This window comes from Pseudomonas promysalinigenes (assembly GCF_014269025.2).
Lineage (GTDB): Bacteria > Pseudomonadota > Gammaproteobacteria > Pseudomonadales > Pseudomonadaceae > Aquipseudomonas > Aquipseudomonas promysalinigenes.
Map to the genome: position 1 here is coordinate 3079153 of NZ_CP077094.1, position 19357 is coordinate 3098509.

A 19357-nucleotide genomic window follows, 5' to 3' on the forward strand; every position below is an offset into this window, starting at 1 on the left:
AGACTTTTCACGAGACCCTAACGCATGCCGTATCGACTGGGCGGTTTTTTAGGTGAACTTCGGCTTGCAGGTCCGGCGTCAGGTGGGTCGATGGCGCGCCTGCGTTGCATCTCGGCATATTCGATCCAGTGAGCAAAAGCCTCGCGGTGACGACGGCAAGTTTCGTCCCAATCGATATGCTCCATCTGCTCGTAAGCGATCTGCTTCATGGTATCTGCCGCCAGATCACTCAATGCTTTGAGAGCTTGGTACGCCTGATATTGGCGCTCATGTTTATCATGACTCATGAGAAGTGATCCCCAAGCTATTGATAGTCAGTCCTATCAAACCGACCCTAAGCAGCGGGATGAAGGTTCCAGAATTGCGTTAAAAACCGATGAGCGACACCAACATTCATCGCAACAAACAAAATGCTCAATCATCATTTGATGCAGATGCGCCTTAGACATGGTTTTTTGAGCACAAAAGAAAAACCCCGCAGACGTTAATCTGCGGGGCTTTCGAATGGTGGAGGCCGAGGTCGGAATCGAACCGGCGTAGACGGATTTGCAATCCGGAGCATAACCACTTTGCTACTCGGCCTCAAAGTTCGGAGCTAGCTGCTTGCGCTTTGCTATCTCCTTGAAACACCGCGTCTTTTCAGAGCTTGCTGCGTTTCGATGGGCGCCATTATGTCTACATTCCTGCAACCTTGCAACCCCCTGAACAGAAAAAAATTTCAGCGGGTTCAAGGTGTTAGCGCAAGCGGCTGAGTTTGCTCCACAGCCCCACCAAAGCGTTCTCGATGCTGCCGCTGGCAGCCATGCCTATTCGCTCTTGCAAGCTCTTGCGCTCGGCGTAATGCAGGTGGAACAGATTGGCCGTGCGAGCGCGGTCACTGAGGTACTCGTCACTGGTCTGCAACTCATCGACCAGCTTGCGATTGAGTGCAGCAACACCCAGCCAGACCTCCCCCGTCGCCACTTCGTCGATATGCAGCTGCGGACGATAGCGGGCTACGAAATCCTTGAACAGCTGGTGAGTGACGTCGAGGTCTTCCTGGAACTTCTCCCGGCCCTTCTCGGTGTTCTCGCCAAACACAGTGAGGGTGCGCTTGTACTCGCCAGCTGTCAGCACTTCGAAATCGATGTCGTGCTTCTTCAGCAGGCGGTTGACATTGGGCAACTGCGCCACCACGCCGATCGAACCCAACACGGCGAAGGGGGCACTGACGATCTTCTCGCCAATGCAAGCCATCATGTATCCACCGCTGGCCGCGACTTTGTCGATGCACACCGTGAGCGGAATGCCGGCTTGACGGATGCGCGCCAGCTGCGAGGCTGCCAAGCCGTAACTGTGAACCAGGCCGCCCCCACTTTCGAGGCGCAGCACCACTTCATCATGCGGAGTGGCCAGAGTAAGCAGTGCGGTGATCTCGTTACGCAGGCTTTCGGTGGCCGAAGCCTTGATGTCGCCATCGAAGTCGAGCACGAACACTCGGCCCTTCTCTTGGCCTTTGCCTTTGTGCTGCTTTTTTTCCGCCTTGGCCTGCTGTTTGCGCAGCGCCTTAAGCTGCGCTTTGTCTAGCAAGCCGCTTTCCAGGCGCTCGCGCAGCTCTTTGTAGAATTCGTTTAGGCGGGTGACCTGTAGCTGCCCACCCGCCTTGCGCCGCCCCTTGCCGCGCAAACCAGCGACAGCAGAGAGCACCACCAGGATAGCGATCACCAGCGTGGCGGTTTTGGCGAGGAAGCTTGCGTATTCAGCAAGAAACTCCACATTGACTCCTTATGAACCTGCGCCAGATTGGCGCGAAACTCTTGCAAGCATACCGTTGAGCCCCTGCCATCGCCAGCTGATGGTAAACGTCAGCAACACAGTTCAAACAACCTTTTCAAACGCTTGTATGTTTTTTCGTTGACAGCCTCTCTAGCGCATCCTAACCTCGCAGCAACCTTCAACGCCGGATACACCAGTGGGCAATCTTTACCTGATCCGACACGGCCAGGCTTCCTTCGGTGCAGATGACTACGACGTCCTCTCGCCTGTGGGCGTGCGCCAGAGCCAGGCACTGGGTGAACACCTCGGCCAAGTCGGGTTGCGTCTGGATCGTTGCATTGCCGGTAGCCTGCGGCGCCAGCAGGACACCGCGCGGCATGCGGTGCAGGCGCTGAGCACCTTCGGCGGCCCAGTCCCAAACATTGAGACCGACCCGGCCTTCAATGAGTTCGACGCCGACGGCGTGATTCGTGCCCTGCTGCCAGGCCTGCTAATTGAAGAGCCACACGCCGGTGAAGTACTGCGTAATGCTGCGCAGCACCGCAGCGAGTTCCAGCGCCTATTCGCGCTCATGGTCCAGCGTTGGCACGCTGGTGATCACAGCGATGGCGAGCTGGAGACCTGGCAGGCCTTCATCGGCCGGGTCGAAGGCGGCTTGCAGCGGGTGCTAAGCACCGCAGGCAGCGGCGACAACATTGCCGTCTTCACCTCCGGTGGCACCATCGCCGCTCTGCTACACCTGATAACCCGGATCACTCCCAGCCAGGCCTTTGCGCTGAACTGGCAGATCATCAACACGTCACTGAGCCAGCTGAAGTTCCGCGGCCGTGACGTGGCACTGGCTTCCTTCAACAGCCAAGCACATGTGCTGCTGTTGAGGGCGCCGGAGCTCATCACCTACCGTTGAGCCCGGCTTGTTTGTCCCTGCGGGGATGCGAATATCACTCTATAAGGAATGCACCATGACCTCCGTAGCTGATGCCGTGAAAAAGATGCAAGAGAAGTTCAACCCGTCCGCTGCTGCCGGCCTGGACTTGGTGTACGGCTTCAACATCACTGACGAAAACAAGCACTACGCGCTGATCATCAAGGATGGCACGTGCGACCTGCAGGAAGGCGAGAACCCAGACGCCAATTGCACGCTGGTAATGGACAGCGAGACTCTCAAGGGGATCGTAAGCGGTGAAACGGACGGCATGCAGGCGTTCATGGGTGGCAAGCTGCGCGTTGAAGGCGACATGATGCTGTCGATGAAACTCAGCGAGCTGTTCCCTGCCTGAACGGGTGCTTTACTGCTCCCTATGAAAACCGAAGCCTGAGCGGCTTCGGTTTTTTTATGCCCAGCATTCGGTGCGGTGATCGCCCAGCAACACGCTGGCCTATAGGGTACATGGCACGCTTGTTCCAATGCTGCCAGGCCATTAGATTAACCAATAGTCCTTGCGCCAGAAAATAAGGAAAACGCATGACCCTCACCGATCAGTCCACCCAGGTACGTCCCGGCGAAGAAGTCGACGCAGCGGTCATAGACCCTTATTTGAAAAGCCACATTCCGGGCCTTGAGGGTACACCACGCATCAGTCAGTTTCCTGGTGGTGCGTCCAACCTCACCTATTTGGTCAGTTACCCAAGCCGTGAATTCGTACTGCGCCGCCCCCCTTTCGGCCAAAAAGCCAAATCGGCCCACGATATGGGCCGCGAGTTTCGCATCCTCAACCAACTCAACAGCGGCTTCCCTTACTGCCCCAAGGCCTATGCCCACTGCACCGACAATTCGTTGATCGGCAGTGAGTTCTACGTCATGGAGCGGGTGGAAGGCGTAATTCTGCGTTCAGACATTCCCCCGGAGCTCGGGTTGGACGCCAAACGAACCGAAGCTTTGTGCAAAAGCTTCATCGATCGCTTGGTCGAGTTGCACCAGGTGGACTATCGCGCCTGTGGTCTGCAAGACCTGGGCAAGCCGCAAGGCTATGTACAACGCCAGATCGAAGGCTGGACCAGCCGCTACGAAAAAGCCATGACTGCGGATGCGCCTCGCTGGGAAAAGGTGATCAACTGGCTCCAGGATAAAATGCCTGCCGACCACCCACGTCCAGGCATCGTGCACAACGACTACCGCTTCGACAACGTGATCCTCGACGCCAATAACCCCATGCGCATCATCGGCGTGCTCGACTGGGAAATGGCTACCCTAGGCGACCCCCTGATGGATCTGGGCAACAGCTTGGCCTACTGGATCGAAGCCGGGGACCCTGCGCCTGTGCAACTGATGCGCCGCCAACCCAGCAACGCGCCCGGCATGCTCACTCGGCGCCAGTTCGTCGATTACTACGCTGAGCGCGCCGGTATCCGCCTGGACAATTTCGATTATTACTACTGCTATGGCCTGTTCCGCCTGGCCGGTATCGTTCAGCAAATCTATTACCGCTACCACCACGGCCAGACCCAGGACAAACGCTTCGCCCAGTTCATTCACATGAACCGGCTGCTGGAGCAGATGAGCCTGCAAGTCATCGGCACATCCCCACTTTGATGCCAGACAACAAGGAAACCAGCATGCCCAAGACTTCACTGTTCGACCTCGACGGCAAGATCGCCTTCGTCTCCGGTGCCAGCCGTGGTATCGGCGAAGCCATTGCCCATTTGCTGGCTCAGCAGGGTGCCCACGTGATCGTTTCCAGTCGCAAGCTGGAGGGCTGCCAGCAGGTGGCCGACGCCATTATCGCCGCAGGCGGGAAGGCAACCCCCATCGCTTGCCACATCGGTGAAATGGATCAGATACAGCAAGTGTTTGCCGGCATTGGCGAACAGTTCGGGCGACTGGATATTCTCGTCAACAATGCTGCGACCAACCCGCAGTTCTGCAACGTGCTCGACACGGACCCTAATGCGTTTCAAAAAACCGTCGATGTGAATATTCGTGGCTATTTCTTCATGTCGGTAGAAGCCGGCAAGCTGATGCGCAAGCACGGTGGTGGCAGCATCATCAACGTGGCCTCGATCAACGGCGTTACGCCCGGCTTGTTCCAGGGCATCTACTCGGTGACCAAGGCAGCAGTGATCAACATGACCAAAGTGTTTGCCAAGGAGTGCGCGCAATTTGGCATTCGCTGCAACGCCCTGCTGCCAGGGCTGACCGACACCAAGTTCGCCTCCGCGCTGGTGAAGAACGATGCCATCCTCAACACCTCACTGCAGCAGATTCCACTCAAGCGCGTTGCGGACCCCAAGGAAATGGCCGGGGCGGTGCTGTATTTGGCCAGCGACGCCTCCAGCTATACCACCGGCACTGCGCTGAATGTCGACGGGGGTTTCCTGTCCTGATGGGCAATGGCCACGTCACGGCGACCCGCGACGTGGCCCACAGCACAAACGTCACAAGCAGGTCGCCGCCGCCGCTCGACGCTGCAAGGCCATGCTGTCATTTTTTTGCGCGAAGTAATCCACCCGCGTGCCGCCAGCCTGCGGATATACATCGACGAACGACTCAGCTTCGCGGGTATAAACAGTCAAACCGCCCTGCTTGCGCGGCTGCAGGTAGCCTCCAGCGTCATCGCCGAATACCTCCTCCTTCTGCCAACTGAACTGAATGCACTGAGCCACCAGCTCCGGCGCCTTCTGCGAATCGAGCCGAGCCACAGGTTTGCCGGCGCGCGCCGCCTCCATGGTCGCGCTCGCGCAACCGACCAATACCAGCGCCGCAGCCATCGGCAGAATTGCTCGCATGTTCCATCCTCGGGGCAAAAAAAAGAAAGCGACTCTAGCACTGCAAAGGAATTGTCCCAAGCAGGCCGCTGTCGCAGATAGTAACCGAACAAAGGAGAGCTCCATGCAATTCAAACATCTTCTACCCGCCCTGTTGATTGCCAGCTTGCCCGTAGTGAGCTTTGCTGCCCCTTCGGCAGAAGAGAGCGTCAAGGCGCCTGAAACCCACAACCGCGAACTGAAGGTCGGAGATAAAGCGCCAGACCAGTACAAGCGCGATGAAAACGCCATCACCAACTGGAAAGCCAAAGGCCTGCCCGCTCCAGAGAAAGAAAGCCACTGGGTACGCATGGGTGACCATTACGTGCTGATCCAGATCACCAATGGCGTGGTGCTGGCGATCCACCCCGCTTCCTAAGGTTGCCCAAACTCAGCCTCAACGCCGTGCAAGCATGCCTCTCATCGCTCGCACGGCATTTTTTTGCACGCCCTGGAAACCAATTGGATCGATCCCAGTCTCAGTAGGTGTCCCGTAAACCTATACAGATCAAGGACCTATAAACCGATGACCCGCTTCGCAAGCTGTTCGCTGATTGCTGCCTTTCTGCTTTTGTCAGGTTGCTATCACCACCACCATCGTGATGACGGCGGCTGGCGCGATGACGACCGCGGCCATCGCCACCATCATCGGCATGACCGCGACGATGACGATCGCCAATGGCGCGGCGGCCGTTACTGATGTTTGATCGTTTTGCCTGCCGTGGTGCCCAACATTTGCTGCATCTCCACCTGCCATTCCCTTGAGGTTCCAATCATGCGTCTGACTCTGCCTTCCATTGCCTTGGGCCTGCTGTTGTGCCAAAGCGCTTTCGCCGGTGACGGTACCAGCGCCATTGGCGGAGGCCTGGGCGGCGTTCTGGGCAACGTTGTCGGCCAGCAACTTGGCGGGCGCACCGGCGCAGCCATAGGCGCCGGTGTTGGCGGCGCTGCAGGGAGTGCTGTGGCTGCCAAGAAAAGCAATCGTACCCAAGCAGCAATAGGGGGCGGGCTCGGTTCGGCAGGCGGCTCGCTGCTGGGCGGGGCTGTCGGCGGCTCTACCGGCTCTACCGTCGGTGCGGGCCTTGGGGGTGCAGCCGGGGGAGCCCTGGGCAACCACTTGGGTGACGAGAGCGGCAGAAAAAAGCACCGCCATCACCGTCGTCACTGAATGACACCAGGAATCAGGGCCGCTAGTTGCGGCCCTTTTCATCACGCCCAATGACGCCCACCCTGCAGTACATCAACACCTCTTCACAACAAGCTGCCACACTGACTGCCTTGCGTGCCACTTGAGTGAAGGAACACCCTGCCCTATGAACCAGGAACTGCTCTGGGTCCTCGGCCTGCTGGCCATTGTCGTAACGCTCTTCATCATCAACCGCCCTCGCATGGACGTCGTTGCCCTGTTGGTGATCCTCGCCCTCCCCTTGACGGGCATCCTCACCATCGAGCAGGCCCTGGCAGGCTTCAGCGACCCCAATGTGGTACTCATTGCCGCGCTTTTCGTGATAGGCGAAGGGTTGGTGCGCACTGGCATCGCCTACCGCATTGGCGAGTGGATGAGCGAGCGGGCCGGTAACAGCGAGGCCCGCCTCTTGGTCCTGTTGATGATCTCGGTGGCTGGGCTGGGCTCGGTGATGAGCTCGACCGGTGTGGTGGCGATCTTCATCCCGGTGGTTCTGAGTATCGCCGCGCGCCTGAAGATTTCCCCTGGTCGATTGATGATGCCGCTGAGCTTTGCCGGGCTGATCAGCGGGATGCTCAGCCTCGTCGCCACACCGCCGAACGTTGTGGTGCATAGCGAGTTGATACGCCATGGCGCAGCGGGGTTCAGCTTCTTCAGTTTCACGCCGTTCGGGCTGGTAGTGTTGCTGCTGGGAATTGCCTACATGCTACTGACCCGCCACTGGCTTAATGGCGAAGTGCGCAAGGACGGTCGGGTGGAGAGCCGCCGTACGTTGCTCGACCTGGTACTCGACTACAAACTCAATGGCCGCGAACGACGCCTGCGTATCCGCCCACACTCACCCCTGATCGGCCACACGCTCGGGGAACTGGAGTTGCGAACACGCCACGGCGCCAATGTGATCGGCATCGAACGCCAACACAAGTTCACCACCCGGGTGATCGCCGCCGACTCGGCCACGGTGTTGCAACAGGGCGATGTGCTGCTACTGGACCTGTTCGCCAACCACGACAATCTGCGCAGCCTGTGCCAGACCATGCAGTTGGAGCCACTGCATTTCAAAGCGGCTTACTTCATAGATCAATCCCAAGAGCTGGGCATGGCCGAAGTGTCGCTGCCCCCAGGCTCGCAATTGATCGGCAAGACAATCCTGGGGCTAACCTTTCGCAGCCGCTACGGCCTCAACGTGGTGGGCCTGCGCCGCGAACAAGCGGCGATCGAAGCGCAGTTGGTGGAAGAGAAGTTGCGCATGGGCGACACGCTGCTGGTGGTCGGACCATGGAAGGCCGTGCGCCAGTTACAAGGCCAGCCCAAGGACTTTCTGGTGTTGAGCCTGCCCGCCGAAATCGACCAGGTGGCACCAGCCCGCGCCCGAGCACCTTACGCCCTGCTGAGCCTGGCTGTGATGGTCGGGCTCATGGTCAGCGGCGTCGTACCCAATGTCATTGCCGCGTTGATCGGCTGTTTGCTGATGGGCGCCGGGCGATGCATCGACATGACCAGTGCCTACCGCGCCATTCATTGGCAGAGCCTGGTGCTGATCGTTGGCATGCTGCCATTTGCACAGGCGCTTCAAAAAACGGGCGGCATCGACTTGGCGGTCAGTGCGCTAGTCCACCTGCTAGGCGGGGCCGGGCCGCTGGCGATTTTGGCCTGCCTTTTCTTGGTGACGGCGGTCATCGGCCTGTTCATTTCCAATACCGCCACCGCCGTGCTGATGGCGCCGGTTGCGATCAGCACGGCCACGCAACTGGGCATGTCACCTTATCCGTTCGCGATGACCGTGGCCCTGGCGGCATCGGCAGCGTTCATGACCCCCGTGTCATCGCCGGTCAACACCTTGGTGCTTGGGCCTGGCCAGTATCGCTTTGGCGACTTCGTGAAAATCGGCGTACCCTTCACGCTGTTGGTGATGCTGGTGACGGTGATCATGGTGCCCTGGTTTTTCGGCCTTTAGGTGGTCTGGCGAACGTCGATGGGCAGCAGGCACCCACCTACGCCTTTTGGCACATTGACATCAAGCGCCCCAAGCCAACACACTGACACGCCAATACCCCAGGTGCTTAATGTCGCTGTCCTGGATTTCGTTTCCGCTTGTCGGTCGAGCCTATGGTTGTTCCAGCACACTTGCGCTTTCTGTCGCCCCTGGCCCTGTTCGGGCTCTCCCTCGCCCTAAGCCTGGCAGGCATTCTGGCTCGACCGATCGAATCGTTGTCGCTGTTCTGGCCGGTCAATGCAGTACTGGCTGGCGTGCTTTTGCGCTACCCACGCCTGGCCAGCCCTGTGGGCTTAGCTTTGGTATGGGTAGCGATGGTCGCGGCGGACCTTGTGTGCGGCAGTGCCTGGGGGCCAGCGCTGTGGTTCAACCTGTGCAACCTTGCAGTGATAGTAACCGTCTGGTGGTTGCTATCGCGCCCGCCACGCGCACATCGGCGAATGCGCACGCCCCATGGGGTGCTCAGTGTGTTCGGCGCCTGTGCGGCTGGCGCGGTGATGGCCGCCAGCCTTGCCTGTGTGATGGCTACGCCATGGTTTGAGCAATCACTACGAGCCACTTGGCTTGCCTGGTTCAGCGAACAGTTCTCGACTGGCGTTCTGGTGCTGCCGATCCTGCTCACCGCGCCCTCGGCCCGAGCCTTGTTACGCAGCGGCGCCAAACCAATCCGCCTTGCTCCACTGTTATTGCTGCTGGCCTCGCTGGGATTGAGTATCGCGTTCGGCGGGCCAGGCGCCATCGCTTTTCCGATTGCCGCATTGCTCTGGTGTGCCTGGACCTACTCGCCCTTCATGGTGTCGTTGCTGACACTCACCGCAGGCAGCACACTGATCGTGGCCGTGGCGCAGAGCCTCATGCACTTCAGCGTGCCGCAAAGCGAGCCAGGGGTAACCACCTTGATGTCGGCTCGCCTGGGCATTGCCATGCTGGTCCTAGGGCCGCTGGTGGTGGCCTGCGTCAGCCAGGCCAACCGCAGCTTGCTGGCGCGCCTGGCACATCAGGCGACAATCGATCACCTCACCGGCCTGCTCAGCCGCAGCGCGTTCAGCCACCGCGCCAATACCTTGCTCGACAGCCGCCAGCAGCATTCCCAATGGCTGCCGTTGACCTTGATGATGCTCGACATCGATCACTTCAAGTCGATCAACGACAGTCACGGCCACGCCGTGGGTGACCAAGCGCTACGCCTGGTCGCGCGCACGCTGCAGGATCAGCTGAACGCTGATGCACTGCTGGCCCGCCTGGGGGGCGAAGAATTCGTGGTGGTGCTGCCTGGGCTGGCGCCGCAGCAGGCCATATTCACCGCCGAACGCTTACGCCGGGCGGTGCAGGACCTGCAGCTGGCCCAAGGCAATGCCCGCTTGCAGGTCACCGTCAGCATCGGCCTTGCAGGCTGCACCCCAGAGCAACCGGCGCCCACCCTGGACGAGTTGCTGGCCCGTGCCGACCAGGCGCTCTATCGTGCCAAGGCGCAGGGCCGCAACCGTGTCGAGCAGGAACAGGTGCAGCGCCAGGTGATCTGAGTCAGTTCAGCAGGTCCCAGGACAGCTTGGCGATCAACACGCACAGCAATACCAGGAACAACACCCGCACGAACCCTGCCCCTTTGCGCACAGCCAACCAGGTACCGGTCAATGCGCCGAGGATGTTGCACACTGCCATCGGCAGGGCAATGGCATACAGAACATTGCCCGAAGGCACGAAAAATACCAGAGCGGCCAGATTGGTAGCGATGTTGACGACCTTCGCCGAGGCCGAGGCGTGCAGGAAATCAAGCGCGAAGAAACGGATGAACAGGAAGATCAGGAAACTACCCGTGCCAGGCCCGAACAGGCCGTCGTAAAAACCAATCGCCCCGCCAATCACTACAGCCAGGCACTGCTCACGCCGGCCGATCTTCGCGGGCTTGTGCAGAGTGCCGAAGTCCTTCTTGCAAAACGTGTATATCGCCATCAGCACGATCAGTACCAGCACCGCAGGGCGCATCAAGCTGGGGGGCACCAGCGAAACCGTAGCCGCCCCGGCGAACGACATAACGAAGGCACTCAGCGCCGCTGGCACGATCAGGCCCCAGTCCAAGGTCACCTTGCGGATGAATGAGCGTGCGGCGAAGGCCGTACCGCACACCGAAGCCAGCTTGTTGCTACCCAGCAAAGCTGCAGGTTGCGCTGAGGGCAGTACGTTGAACAGCGCCGGAATCTGTATCAACCCGCCACCCCCGACGGCAGCATCGATCAGTCCGGCCGCGAACGCGAACAAGGAAAGTACGGCGATATCCATGATGATACGGTTCCTGGCAGTGAAAGCAGGCTGCAAGGCTAACCAAAACGGCGTCCCTGTGTTGAAATGCCATGTTGCGAAAACTGCAATCAGGAGCCCTCAATGGCATTGGACATGCTGCGCGAAATCCAGGCGTTCGTCAGTGTCGCGCACAAGCGTAGTTTCGTTGCAGCCGCACGTGCCTTAGGCCGCTCACCCAGCGCGGTGACTCGCGCTGTGCAAACCCTGGAGGATAACAGCGGGTGTAAGCTGCTCAACCGCAACGCTAGCGCCGTTACCCTCACCGAAGCCGGGGAGCGGTTACTGCCCCACGCAGAGCGCTTGCTGGATGTGCAACGCGATGCCGCAGAGGAATTGGCCGCCCTGAGCGGCAGCGCCGAGGGCTGGGTGCGCTTCGCCGCGCCCCAACTGCTGGGTGAGCACGTGTTGCCTGGCGTACTGGCCCGGTTCAGCCAGCGGCATCCGCGGGTGACCCTCGATGTGCACTACAGCGATGCGGCAATGGACCCGTTACAGGGCAAGTTAGACTTCGTGATCCGTGGCGCCTTCCCCCAATCGAGCGAACTGGTTGGCTACCCGTTATGGCGATACCGCCGCCATCTGTATGCCAGCCCCACCTATGTCGCGCGTGCTGGCATGCCCGAGCAACCGGAACAGTTGCAGGCGCACGCTTTGATCTTGCATACCGCACCACGCATCCTCAAAGCCTGGCACTTTTGCCGCGATGACCAGATCATCAGCCTGCGCCCTCACCCGCGTCTGCGTTTGGGGTCCGGTGACGCGGTCTACCACAGCGCATTGGCCGGCGCCGGCATTGCACGCCTGGCAGACTGGGTGGCAGAAAACCAGGTCAAAGCTGGCCGCCTGGTGCGGGTATGCCCGGATTACCGGCTAACCTCAAGCACCGGACAGGACCCGCAGATGCACGCCGTTTATCCTTCGGGCGAGTTGCCCGCCCGAGTGCGCGAACTGCTGCATGCCTTACGCAAAGCTGGGGAAGGTGCCCCCGATCGAAAGGATTAAGCGCTGTTCAAATTCTGCTCAATTTAACAGAGGCCTGAGGAAATCTGGCTTTCAGAATGTTATCCACAGACCTACCCACGTTTTTTGTGGACAGATTTCCTCGCGCAATGAAGGACTTATCGCACGTTTAACAGGGCAGCATTCGCCGCCTTAACCATCTCGATCCATTCCTGCGCGCTGATCATCCCAGTGCGCTCCAGAGCCTCGGCACACCGCAGTGCCTGATCGTACTGATCTTCATCGAGGAAACCTTCGCTCAGATAACGGCTGCGCCACTCCAGCATTGGCGAAGTGGTTTTTTTGCATTCCATCGATGTTCTGACTCCCGAGGCAAAATACCAGGTCGCGACCGCGACCCATTCTGACGCAGCGCAGACTACACGAGGCTTTTGCAGGAGAGAACGGTATCCACCTACCATTAGTCAGCTTGGGAGGTGCTTGGCCCATCAATGCAGGTTAGATGGGCCGGCGGGGCTGAGCGGCTTAGCCGGGCGGGATGGTACCGAGCAAACCAACCAGCAGGGTCAGCAACAGAAAGCCACTTAGAAATAGCGCAAGCTTGCCCATTTGAACCTCTTCAGTGTGGTGGAGCAGATGAAACTATTGTCTGCTCCAGGCTGATACGGTTACAGATGCAGGTTACTTGAAAAAAAGCAGATCAGATGTTCCTAGGCCTGATCCTGGCAGACAGATCGCGAGCCTATAGGCCAGAACGCGCAGCCATCGAGGCTGCACAGCAACTTGTCACATTGAGCTTCATCTCGCCCACCCACAGTAGCCCGCTCAACCATCCCACTGAGGCTACTATCGTGTTGCAACGCCTGTTCTGCCCGTTTTCACTGCTGACCCTGGCCGTTTCCGCCGCCCATGCCGCCAGCCCGCTGGATACGCCACGCCTGGTCGGCATGGACAATTTTCGAGACATAGCCGGCGGCACCAGCGCCTACGCCACAAGCCACGACGGCACCCTGCGCGGCGCGGTGTTTTATCGCTCCAACGCCCTGACCCCAACAGCTGACGACCTCGCCACGCTCGACGGCTTGAGCATCGAGCATGTCTTCGATCTGCGCACACCCAGTGAAATCGCCAGCACACCCGACACCCTGCCTGCCGGCGCGAGCTACACCAACATCGATATCATCGGCAACACCAGTTCCGGCTCGAATATCGTCGACATGTCGTTCACCAGCGCTGCCCAGGCGCTGGCCATGATGCAGCAGACCAACCGCGCCTTCGTCAACGACGCCGGTATGCGCCGGCAATTCAGCGTGCTGTTCAACGAGCTGGCCAGCGCCGAGGGTGCCACGCTGTTTCACTGCACCGCTGGCAAGGACCGCACTGGGTGGGCCGCCGCCGTGCTGCTGAGCATCGCCGGTGTCGACGACGCAACCATCATGAGCAACTACCTGGCAACAAACGACTACACCGCTGAACGTGTGAAAGCGACACTGGCCAGTATGCCGTCAGGCATGGCCCAGATTTACGCACCGCTGTTGGGGGTCGAGGCAAGCTACCTGCAAGCGGGCCTCGATGAGGTCGCAAATACCTACGCCAGCATGGACAACTACTTGAAACAGGGCCTGGGGCTTTCGCAAGCAACCATCTATGTGCTGCGAGGCAAGATGGTGCGCTACAGCATGCTGCCAGGCGAAGCCGGCCTGAGGGGCAACGCTGCCGCCGGCGCGCAATTGCTACATCAGTTGCAGGACAGCTCGTTGTCAGGCACCTACAGCGCCTACAACTATTACCTGCAGTCCGCGATCGATGCGGGAACACTGGGCGGCGTCGAATCGTCGGTAGGGGGTCAAGTGCATGCCGATGCCGCCAGCTACCTGCTGCGCCAGGGCTCTATGATTGAGCGAGCCGCCGCGCCCTTTACCGACGCCAGCGACCTCAAGATTGGCCAGTCGCGCCTTTGGAGTACTGCGCTGGTTGGCTACCTGGGCACCGAGCGTTCCGCCCAAGCTGCCAGCAGCAACGAACACAGCCGAGGCACGATGATTGGCATGACTCAGCGCTTTTCCGAGCAGTTTGGGGGCCATGCCGGTTTTGGCTACAGCCAGGGGACCATCGGTTCTGCCGGCGGCGAGGCTGACAGCGATCTGACATTTGTTAGCCTGGGTGCGCGCTTTGCACCCAATGGCTTGGATCATGGTCTGTTCATCGATGCCGATGCCAGCGCTGGCTGGCTCGATTACACGAGTAAACGCGAGATTGGTGGGGGCCTGGGGACGGCCAAGGGCAACACCCACGGCACGCTAACGGGCGCCAGCCTGGCACTGGGGTATCGCCTGCCGTTTGGCGGCCTTGTTCTGGAACCAAGCCTTGGCCTACAGGGCAGCCGCTTGCAGCTCAACGGATTTGCCGAGCGAGGCAGCGACCTTGCCATGCAGGTGAACGACGTGAAGCAAACCAGCAGCACCGCCGTCACCCGCCTCAAAGCGTCCTTTGCACCAATGGCCCTGGGAGGCTGGCAGTTACTGCCAGGGGTGGAGTTGGGTTACGCGCATGCCTTGGGCGGCCACAAGCTCGAAAGCGAAAGCCGTTTGCAGGGCCTGGCGGTCGCACAGCGGGCGGCCTTTGCCAACCGCGATCAATTCACTGGCGCGCTCGAGCTGGTAGCGAAACAAGGCGCGATGAGCATCGGGGCAGATATTGCCGCCATAGGCGGCGGGAACAGCCGAGGTGTCAGTGGCAACCTAAAAGCCAGTTACGCCTTCTGACGCTTGAACGGGGCCACGGTGTAGCCCCAGCCTAGCGGCGCCGAACCATTGCCGGCGTGACACCGAATGCCTGCTGGAAGTATCGGGCAAACCGTCCGGCATTGCTGAAGCCATGTTGCAGAGCAACCTGCGCCACCGACCCACCCTCGCCACGTGCCAGCACTTCACGCGCCTGCTCCAGCCGCACCTGACGCTGAAACGCTATGATAGAAACGCCGGCAAAACGCCGAAAGCCATCCTGCAGAGCTCGCAGGCTGACATTGGCCAGTGTCGCCAATTCACTGCCGCTAAGCTGTTGAGCGGGGTGCTCGCGCAGGTAAGCCATTGCCCGTTTCACATGCCGAGGCGCGATCGCCGGCACAGGCCTGCTCATCGCCTGGCTGTAGTTGTGCGGCCAGGTTTCGAGCAACGCATCGACCAACATTTCTTTCAAGCGCGCCGGTAGCAGCACACCAGTGTTGATCAAAGGGTCGAACTGCGTTCCGGTGGCGAACGACAGCAATGCACTGACGCCTTTAAACGCCGGCTTGTTCAGTTCGACCTGATCTGCGAAACGAATCGGGGTGGGCAGAGGCCGATCAAGCAGCGTCGACAGGCGCTGAGTCACTGCGCTGCGACAAATCGACAAACCGCAGTGAGCGTGGCCTTCGCCGATGCGTATTGAGCGAATGTCCAGCTTGTCCACTGCCAGGCCCACCTGACCCGTGCCAATCGATTGGCTCCGGTGATCGAAGATGATCTTGCCCGCTGTGGGTAGCACGAAGGTTATTTCGTCCTGAGGCGCCGGCAACCTGATGGTGAAGTCACCTTTGTACTGCATGCGCCGCACACTCAAGCCATCGAACCGCCCGTAGACGCCAGCGATGCAGATGCCTTCGCCCAGCGGTTGCATATCGGCGTAGAGGTTCCCGTAGAGCCGCATGAATAGCGCGGCGAACTCATCGCTGGACATGTCACTGGAGCGCAGCAGAAACGGCTTGCCAGTCGCGCCGAAATTCACAGGGCCGCCTACCTTATGCCAGTTGAAAGGAGCGACACCTTAGCAACCGCGTATGAACACCGCGTGACGGCCCGCGGCGATTAAACAGGCCCTTGGCGCCTACCCGCTCACCGCGCCTGCAAGCCGCCCGCTCAGGCGAGCAGCTGGCTGATCAACTGGCCGAACAAGGCCCCCACCAGCATGACAGGCAGCACCGCCAATTCACGCTTGATGCTCAACATGCCCAATTGGTGGCTGACCTTGAAGATCAGAAACAGCGTGAAGAAGGTATGCAGCGCCACCCCCCAGAGCGCGTAATTCACCCCACCGATGGCCAACAACAACGGCATCAGGGTGAACAACGCTACCAGCCGAATGATATTGTCCATTGCCAAGTATTTGGTCAGCCCCAATGCCAGCCATATCTGGTGGGTGAGGCCGTAGCGCAGGGTGAATAGCGACAATGACAGTACAGCCATCATATGCCCTGCATCGTGATACCGATCGTCATACAGCCAATGGATGATCAGTGGGCTGGCAGTGAACAAGAAGCCGCAGGTGAACAGCGTCAGTACATCGAACATCAGCCGGAAGCGAAAATACAGGCGACGCAGGCGGTCCATGTCGCCACTGCGAGCCGCTTCGCTGAAGGCCGGCAACACCACTGCACCGGCCAGCCGCTGCAGGCTGAGCTGAAAGGCTCCGAGAATGCTTACGGCAATCGAGTAGACCCCTAGCTGCGCCACCGTCATGCTGCCACCGAACCAGATCCGGTCACCTTGCATGGCCAGTACGCCGACAGCGGACGATAGAAATACCCAACGGCCGTAATTGACGATCTCACGCAGTGCTGCAGGGTCCCATTGCGGGCGGTCTTTGTGCCCCGGAAAAATCCAATGGCTCAGTACCGTGGTCACCAAGGTGGAAACCAGGCCGGCAGCCACCAGCGCCCAGATGGAGCGCGTCAGATAGCCGATGATCAGCATCACCAGCAGGCCGGCAATTTGCGATACAAGGTCGACCAGGACCACTTTCTTCTGCTGGAAGGCGCGGATGGCCACATCGATCTTGGTCGACTGGAAGGCGAAGATGATTGCGAAAAAGCCAGTAACGGCCAACACCCCAGGCAACTGCGGGTCGGCGTAGGTCGAGTGCTCCGGCCACATTTGGTAGAGCTGAGAAACCCAGCACGCTACCGCCACCAGTTGCATCACCACAAACAAACCCAGGCCGCGAATGATCTGCAGCGACCAGATGGTATTGAGGAACAGCGGGTCGTCACCGCGCGGGCTCTGAATGATGTTTTGCTTCAGGCCTACGTCCGACAGCAGCAACAAGACCACCGAAACCGTAGTGGCAATGGCCATGATGCCGAACATTTCTGGCAGCAACATGCGGGTGATGATCAGGTTGCCGCCCAGGCGAATCACCTGAGAGGCGACAATGGAGCCGATATTCAACGCCCCGGCCAACAACACGCGTTTGCGAAGGCTTTGCGAGGACGACAGATCGATCGTAGACATGGCACCCACTGACCTGGTTTTAAGAAGTCACTATAGTCTCAATTCGCCATGTTGCTGATGGCCTCACCCAGTCACCGACACTCAAGCGGCACCTGCGCCCCCCGAGCATCATCGCCGCAGCGCTCAATCCAACGGCAGCAGCACACTGGCAGCCAGCCCGCCGCTTGGGCGGTTATCCAGGCGCACCTGACCGCCAAGGCGGTCAACGATGGTCGCGACGATCGACAGCCCAAGCCCTGCACCATTGGGGCTGTTGCGACTGTAGAAGCGTTCGAACACTCGAGAAAGGCTGGCTTGATCGATACCCGGCCCTTCGTCCTCGACCATCAGTTCGAAGGCGCTGTCGCGCCGGCGCAATGACACGATGATGCGCCCTGCCGGTGGTGAATGTTCAACCGCATTGGACACCAGGTTCTGCAGCGCAATACCCAAGGCGCCGGCATCGATTGCCAAGTGATGCTCACCTTCATCGATGTCCAGCGAGGGCTCAAGGCCGCGGTCAAGTATCCACGGGGTCAGGTCAGCCAAGGTATCGGTGACCACTTCGGCCAGGTCTACCCGAGCGCTTGCCCGTAAACCAGGGCGCGGCTCGACACGCGCCAGGGTTAGCAATTGGTTGACTACCCGAGTCAGCCGGTCGACGCCCCCGATCAGAAAACCCAGCGCTTTGTGCCGCTCGGCCTCATTACCGGCCGCCAGTGCATTCTGGGCATGCAGACGCAGTACGGCCAACGGGGTGCGCATTTCGTGGGCAGCGTCGGCGATGAAGCGGTGCTCACGGCGCAGCAAGTCATCGATCTGGGCCAGCAAGCGATTGATCGCGGCCTGCATGGGCTCGAGCTCTGAGGGCAACGGTACCAACTGCAACGGTTCGAGGGATTCGGCATGACGGTTGCGAATCACCGTGGCCATGTTCTGCAGCGGCCGTAGCCCCCAGCCGATCGCCACCCAAACCAAAAGCGCCAACGCCAGGCTGCCGAGCAGGAACGGGAACAGCGTGTGCCGAACGATACGATCGATCAGGTCGTAGCGTACGTCATTGCGCTCGCCCACCCAGATGACCCAGTGCTTTTCCGGTACCGGTAGGACGAAGCCACGCCAGCGTTCGCCGGCGCTGATGAAATCGTAGAAACCAGGGGCCGACGGCGGTGGGTCAAGGGTCGGTGCACTGGCGGTATGGACCAAGCGACCGACACCGTCTTGCCACACCTGAAAGGCCAGCTTGCTTTCGTAAGGGTGCCCCACCTGCCCTCGCCCAGCCTTGCTCAACGCTGCGTTGAACGCCTCGTATAGCGCTTGGCGCGAGCTGTCCTGCACCGGCATGCTCATCACACCCTGGAGCAAGCGTGCATTCTGGGCGAGGTGGGCGTCGTACACCTCGTTAATTTCCCGGCGGCTGTCGTGGTAGTTGTACAGCGCCAGCAGGCCGGTACCCAGCAGCAGTAGCAACATCACGCGCCACAGTGTGCGCTGGCGCAACGAACTCATGCCTTGGCCTCGACCAGGTAGCCGATACCGCGCACGGTGCGGATCAGCCCGTTGAACAGCTTCTTGCGCAAGTGGTAGATATTGACCTCCAGGGTATTGCTTTCAGGCTCTTCGTCCCAGCCATACAGCAACTGTGTCAGGCGCTCGCGGGTGAACACCTTGCCCGGTTGCGCCAGCAGCTCGTGCAACAATACATACTCCTTCGGCGTGAGCACCACTTCAGCGCCGTTGTAGTGCACCTGCTGCGTGGCAGGGTCGAGGCTGACCCCGGCATGTTCGATCAGAACCTTGGCACGCCCGGCGCTACGCCGCAGCAAGGCACGCAAACGTGCCTTCAACTCGTTGACGTCGAACGGCTTGACCAGGTAGTCGTCAGCGCCAGCATCCAGGCCATTGATACGATCGTCCAGGGCATCCCGGGCGGTGAGGATGAGCACTGGCAGCGAATTGCCGCCAGCGCGCACCCGCCGCAGTAGCTCGATACCATCCATGCGGGGCAACCCAAGGTCGAGAATCACCAGGTCAAAGGCCTCATGCTGCAGTGCATGCAAACCGCTGACACCGTCGCGCAGCCAGTCGAGGGTGTAACCCTCCTGGCGTAACCCGTCGCAGATTCCTTCACCCAGTGCGATGTCATCCTCAACCAGCAGCAGCCGCATA

The 19357-nt window shown here is 59.9% G+C and carries 20 protein-coding genes and 1 tRNA gene; 11 read left to right on the plus strand and 10 right to left on the minus strand.

Going from position 1 to position 19357, the window contains the following annotated elements; genetic code table 11:
• Positions 1-17: 17 nt before the first annotated feature.
• The 3 genes from HU725_RS14130 to sohB form a co-directional block, all read right to left on the minus strand.
• Complete coding sequence (locus tag HU725_RS14130) at positions 18-287, minus strand: hypothetical protein (RefSeq protein WP_155500304.1); 270 nt, start codon at positions 285-287, stop codon at positions 18-20.
• Between the two features lie 221 nt (positions 288-508).
• Positions 509-582: transfer RNA gene (locus HU725_RS14135), tRNA-Cys, on the minus strand.
• Between the two features lie 153 nt (positions 583-735).
• Complete coding sequence (sohB, locus tag HU725_RS14140) at positions 736-1755, minus strand: protease SohB (RefSeq protein WP_060479921.1); 1020 nt, start codon at positions 1753-1755, stop codon at positions 736-738.
• 196 nt (positions 1756-1951) lie between these two features.
• Here sohB and HU725_RS14145 point away from each other — a divergent pair, with 196 nt between their 5' ends.
• From HU725_RS14145 to HU725_RS14160, 4 genes are all read left to right on the plus strand, one after another.
• The gene (locus tag HU725_RS14145) at positions 1952-2662 is read left to right on the plus strand and encodes a histidine phosphatase family protein (RefSeq protein WP_186478052.1); all 711 of its coding nucleotides are present in this window, start codon (positions 1952-1954) and stop codon (positions 2660-2662) included.
• Positions 2663-2717: 55 nt separating this feature from the next.
• The gene (locus HU725_RS14150; protein WP_060479923.1) at positions 2718-3035 is read left to right on the plus strand and encodes an SCP2 sterol-binding domain-containing protein; all 318 of its coding nucleotides are present in this window, start codon (positions 2718-2720) and stop codon (positions 3033-3035) included.
• Positions 3036-3220: 185 nt separating this feature from the next.
• On the plus strand, positions 3221-4288 hold the full coding sequence (locus HU725_RS14155; RefSeq protein ID WP_060479924.1) for a phosphotransferase family protein: 1068 nt from the start codon (positions 3221-3223) through the stop codon (positions 4286-4288).
• A gap of 23 nt (positions 4289-4311) precedes the next feature.
• Entirely contained in the window at positions 4312-5079 is a 768-nt protein-coding gene (locus HU725_RS14160; protein WP_186478051.1) for an SDR family oxidoreductase, read from the plus strand.
• Positions 5080-5130: 51 nt separating this feature from the next.
• On the opposite strand, the gene HU725_RS14165 is transcribed toward HU725_RS14160, so the two are convergent.
• Positions 5131-5481 (minus strand): hypothetical protein, encoded by a 351-nt coding sequence (locus HU725_RS14165; protein WP_186478050.1) that lies wholly within the window; start codon positions 5479-5481, stop codon positions 5131-5133.
• Between the two features lie 103 nt (positions 5482-5584).
• Here HU725_RS14165 and HU725_RS14170 point away from each other — a divergent pair, with 103 nt between their 5' ends.
• The 5 genes from HU725_RS14170 (at position 5585) to HU725_RS14190 (ending at position 10204) form a co-directional block, all read left to right on the plus strand.
• Complete coding sequence (locus HU725_RS14170) at positions 5585-5878, plus strand: RcnB family protein (protein WP_060479926.1); 294 nt, start codon at positions 5585-5587, stop codon at positions 5876-5878.
• Positions 5879-6053: 175 nt separating this feature from the next.
• Positions 6054-6206: a hypothetical protein gene (locus HU725_RS14175; protein WP_155500305.1), complete on the plus strand. Its 153-nt coding sequence runs from the start codon at positions 6054-6056 to the stop codon at positions 6204-6206.
• Between the two features lie 68 nt (positions 6207-6274).
• On the plus strand, positions 6275-6667 hold the full coding sequence (locus tag HU725_RS14180; RefSeq protein ID WP_186478049.1) for a glycine zipper domain-containing protein: 393 nt from the start codon (positions 6275-6277) through the stop codon (positions 6665-6667).
• A 145-nt stretch (positions 6668-6812) separates the two neighbouring features.
• Positions 6813-8642 carry an SLC13 family permease gene (locus tag HU725_RS14185; RefSeq protein WP_186478048.1) on the plus strand — a complete coding sequence of 610 codons (1830 nt, stop codon included), beginning with the start codon at positions 6813-6815 and terminating at the stop codon, positions 8640-8642.
• Between the two features lie 137 nt (positions 8643-8779).
• On the plus strand, positions 8780-10204 hold the full coding sequence (locus tag HU725_RS14190) for a GGDEF domain-containing protein (protein WP_186478047.1): 1425 nt from the start codon (positions 8780-8782) through the stop codon (positions 10202-10204).
• 1 nt (position 10205) lies between these two features.
• Here the strand turns inward: HU725_RS14190 and HU725_RS14195 are convergent, their stop codons facing one another.
• Positions 10206-10964, minus strand: a complete 759-nt coding sequence (locus HU725_RS14195; RefSeq protein ID WP_060478035.1) for a sulfite exporter TauE/SafE family protein — start codon at positions 10962-10964, stop codon at positions 10206-10208.
• Positions 10965-11063: 99 nt separating this feature from the next.
• Between HU725_RS14195 and HU725_RS14200 the strand changes: the two genes are divergently transcribed.
• Entirely contained in the window at positions 11064-11984 is a 921-nt protein-coding gene (locus HU725_RS14200) for a LysR family transcriptional regulator (protein WP_186478046.1), read from the plus strand.
• A gap of 116 nt (positions 11985-12100) precedes the next feature.
• On the opposite strand, the gene HU725_RS14205 is transcribed toward HU725_RS14200, so the two are convergent.
• Positions 12101-12295, minus strand: coding sequence for a hypothetical protein (locus tag HU725_RS14205; protein ID WP_186478045.1), 195 nt, complete (start codon positions 12293-12295; stop codon positions 12101-12103).
• Between the two features lie 498 nt (positions 12296-12793).
• Between HU725_RS14205 and HU725_RS14210 the strand changes: the two genes are divergently transcribed.
• Positions 12794-14707, plus strand: coding sequence for a tyrosine-protein phosphatase (locus tag HU725_RS14210; RefSeq protein WP_186478194.1), 1914 nt, complete (start codon positions 12794-12796; stop codon positions 14705-14707).
• 31 nt (positions 14708-14738) lie between these two features.
• Here HU725_RS14210 and HU725_RS14215 read toward each other — a convergent pair whose 3' ends face one another.
• The 4 genes from HU725_RS14215 to HU725_RS14230 all read right to left on the minus strand — a co-directional run bounded on the left by HU725_RS14215 (position 14739) and on the right by HU725_RS14230 (position 19356).
• Positions 14739-15659, minus strand: coding sequence for an AraC family transcriptional regulator (locus tag HU725_RS14215; RefSeq protein WP_186478193.1), 921 nt, complete (start codon positions 15657-15659; stop codon positions 14739-14741).
• Between the two features lie 179 nt (positions 15660-15838).
• On the minus strand, positions 15839-17209 hold the full coding sequence (locus HU725_RS14220; protein WP_186478044.1) for an oligosaccharide flippase family protein: 1371 nt from the start codon (positions 17207-17209) through the stop codon (positions 15839-15841).
• A gap of 123 nt (positions 17210-17332) precedes the next feature.
• Complete coding sequence (locus HU725_RS14225) at positions 17333-18697, minus strand: sensor histidine kinase (RefSeq protein WP_060477973.1); 1365 nt, start codon at positions 18695-18697, stop codon at positions 17333-17335.
• Positions 18694-19356 (minus strand): response regulator, encoded by a 663-nt coding sequence (locus tag HU725_RS14230; protein WP_186478043.1) that lies wholly within the window; start codon positions 19354-19356, stop codon positions 18694-18696. The genes HU725_RS14225 and HU725_RS14230 overlap by 4 nt, the downstream gene beginning before the upstream one ends.
• Position 19357: the final 1 nt, after the last annotated feature.

Coding starts and splice junctions, on each gene's coding strand:
- HU725_RS14130 (WP_155500304.1), bottom strand. CDS start 287: ATGAGTCATGATAAACATGAGCGCCAATATCAGGCGTACCAAGCTCTC.
- HU725_RS14150 (WP_060479923.1), top strand. CDS start 2,718: ATGACCTCCGTAGCTGATGCCGTGAAAAAGATGCAAGAGAAGTTCAAC.
- HU725_RS14155 (WP_060479924.1), top strand. CDS start 3,221: ATGACCCTCACCGATCAGTCCACCCAGGTACGTCCCGGCGAAGAAGTC.
- HU725_RS14160 (WP_186478051.1), top strand. CDS start 4,312: ATGCCCAAGACTTCACTGTTCGACCTCGACGGCAAGATCGCCTTCGTC.
- HU725_RS14165 (WP_186478050.1), bottom strand. CDS start 5,481: ATGCGAGCAATTCTGCCGATGGCTGCGGCGCTGGTATTGGTCGGTTGC.
- HU725_RS14170 (WP_060479926.1), top strand. CDS start 5,585: ATGCAATTCAAACATCTTCTACCCGCCCTGTTGATTGCCAGCTTGCCC.
- HU725_RS14180 (WP_186478049.1), top strand. CDS start 6,275: ATGCGTCTGACTCTGCCTTCCATTGCCTTGGGCCTGCTGTTGTGCCAA.
- HU725_RS14185 (WP_186478048.1), top strand. CDS start 6,813: ATGAACCAGGAACTGCTCTGGGTCCTCGGCCTGCTGGCCATTGTCGTA.
- HU725_RS14200 (WP_186478046.1), top strand. CDS start 11,064: ATGGCATTGGACATGCTGCGCGAAATCCAGGCGTTCGTCAGTGTCGCG.
- HU725_RS14205 (WP_186478045.1), bottom strand. CDS start 12,295: ATGGAATGCAAAAAAACCACTTCGCCAATGCTGGAGTGGCGCAGCCGT.
- HU725_RS14215 (WP_186478193.1), bottom strand. CDS start 15,659: ATGTCCAGCGATGAGTTCGCCGCGCTATTCATGCGGCTCTACGGGAAC.
- HU725_RS14220 (WP_186478044.1), bottom strand. CDS start 17,209: ATGTCTACGATCGATCTGTCGTCCTCGCAAAGCCTTCGCAAACGCGTG.
- HU725_RS14225 (WP_060477973.1), bottom strand. CDS start 18,697: ATGAGTTCGTTGCGCCAGCGCACACTGTGGCGCGTGATGTTGCTACTG.
- HU725_RS14230 (WP_186478043.1), bottom strand. CDS start 19,356: ATGCGGCTGCTGCTGGTTGAGGATGACATCGCACTGGGTGAAGGAATC.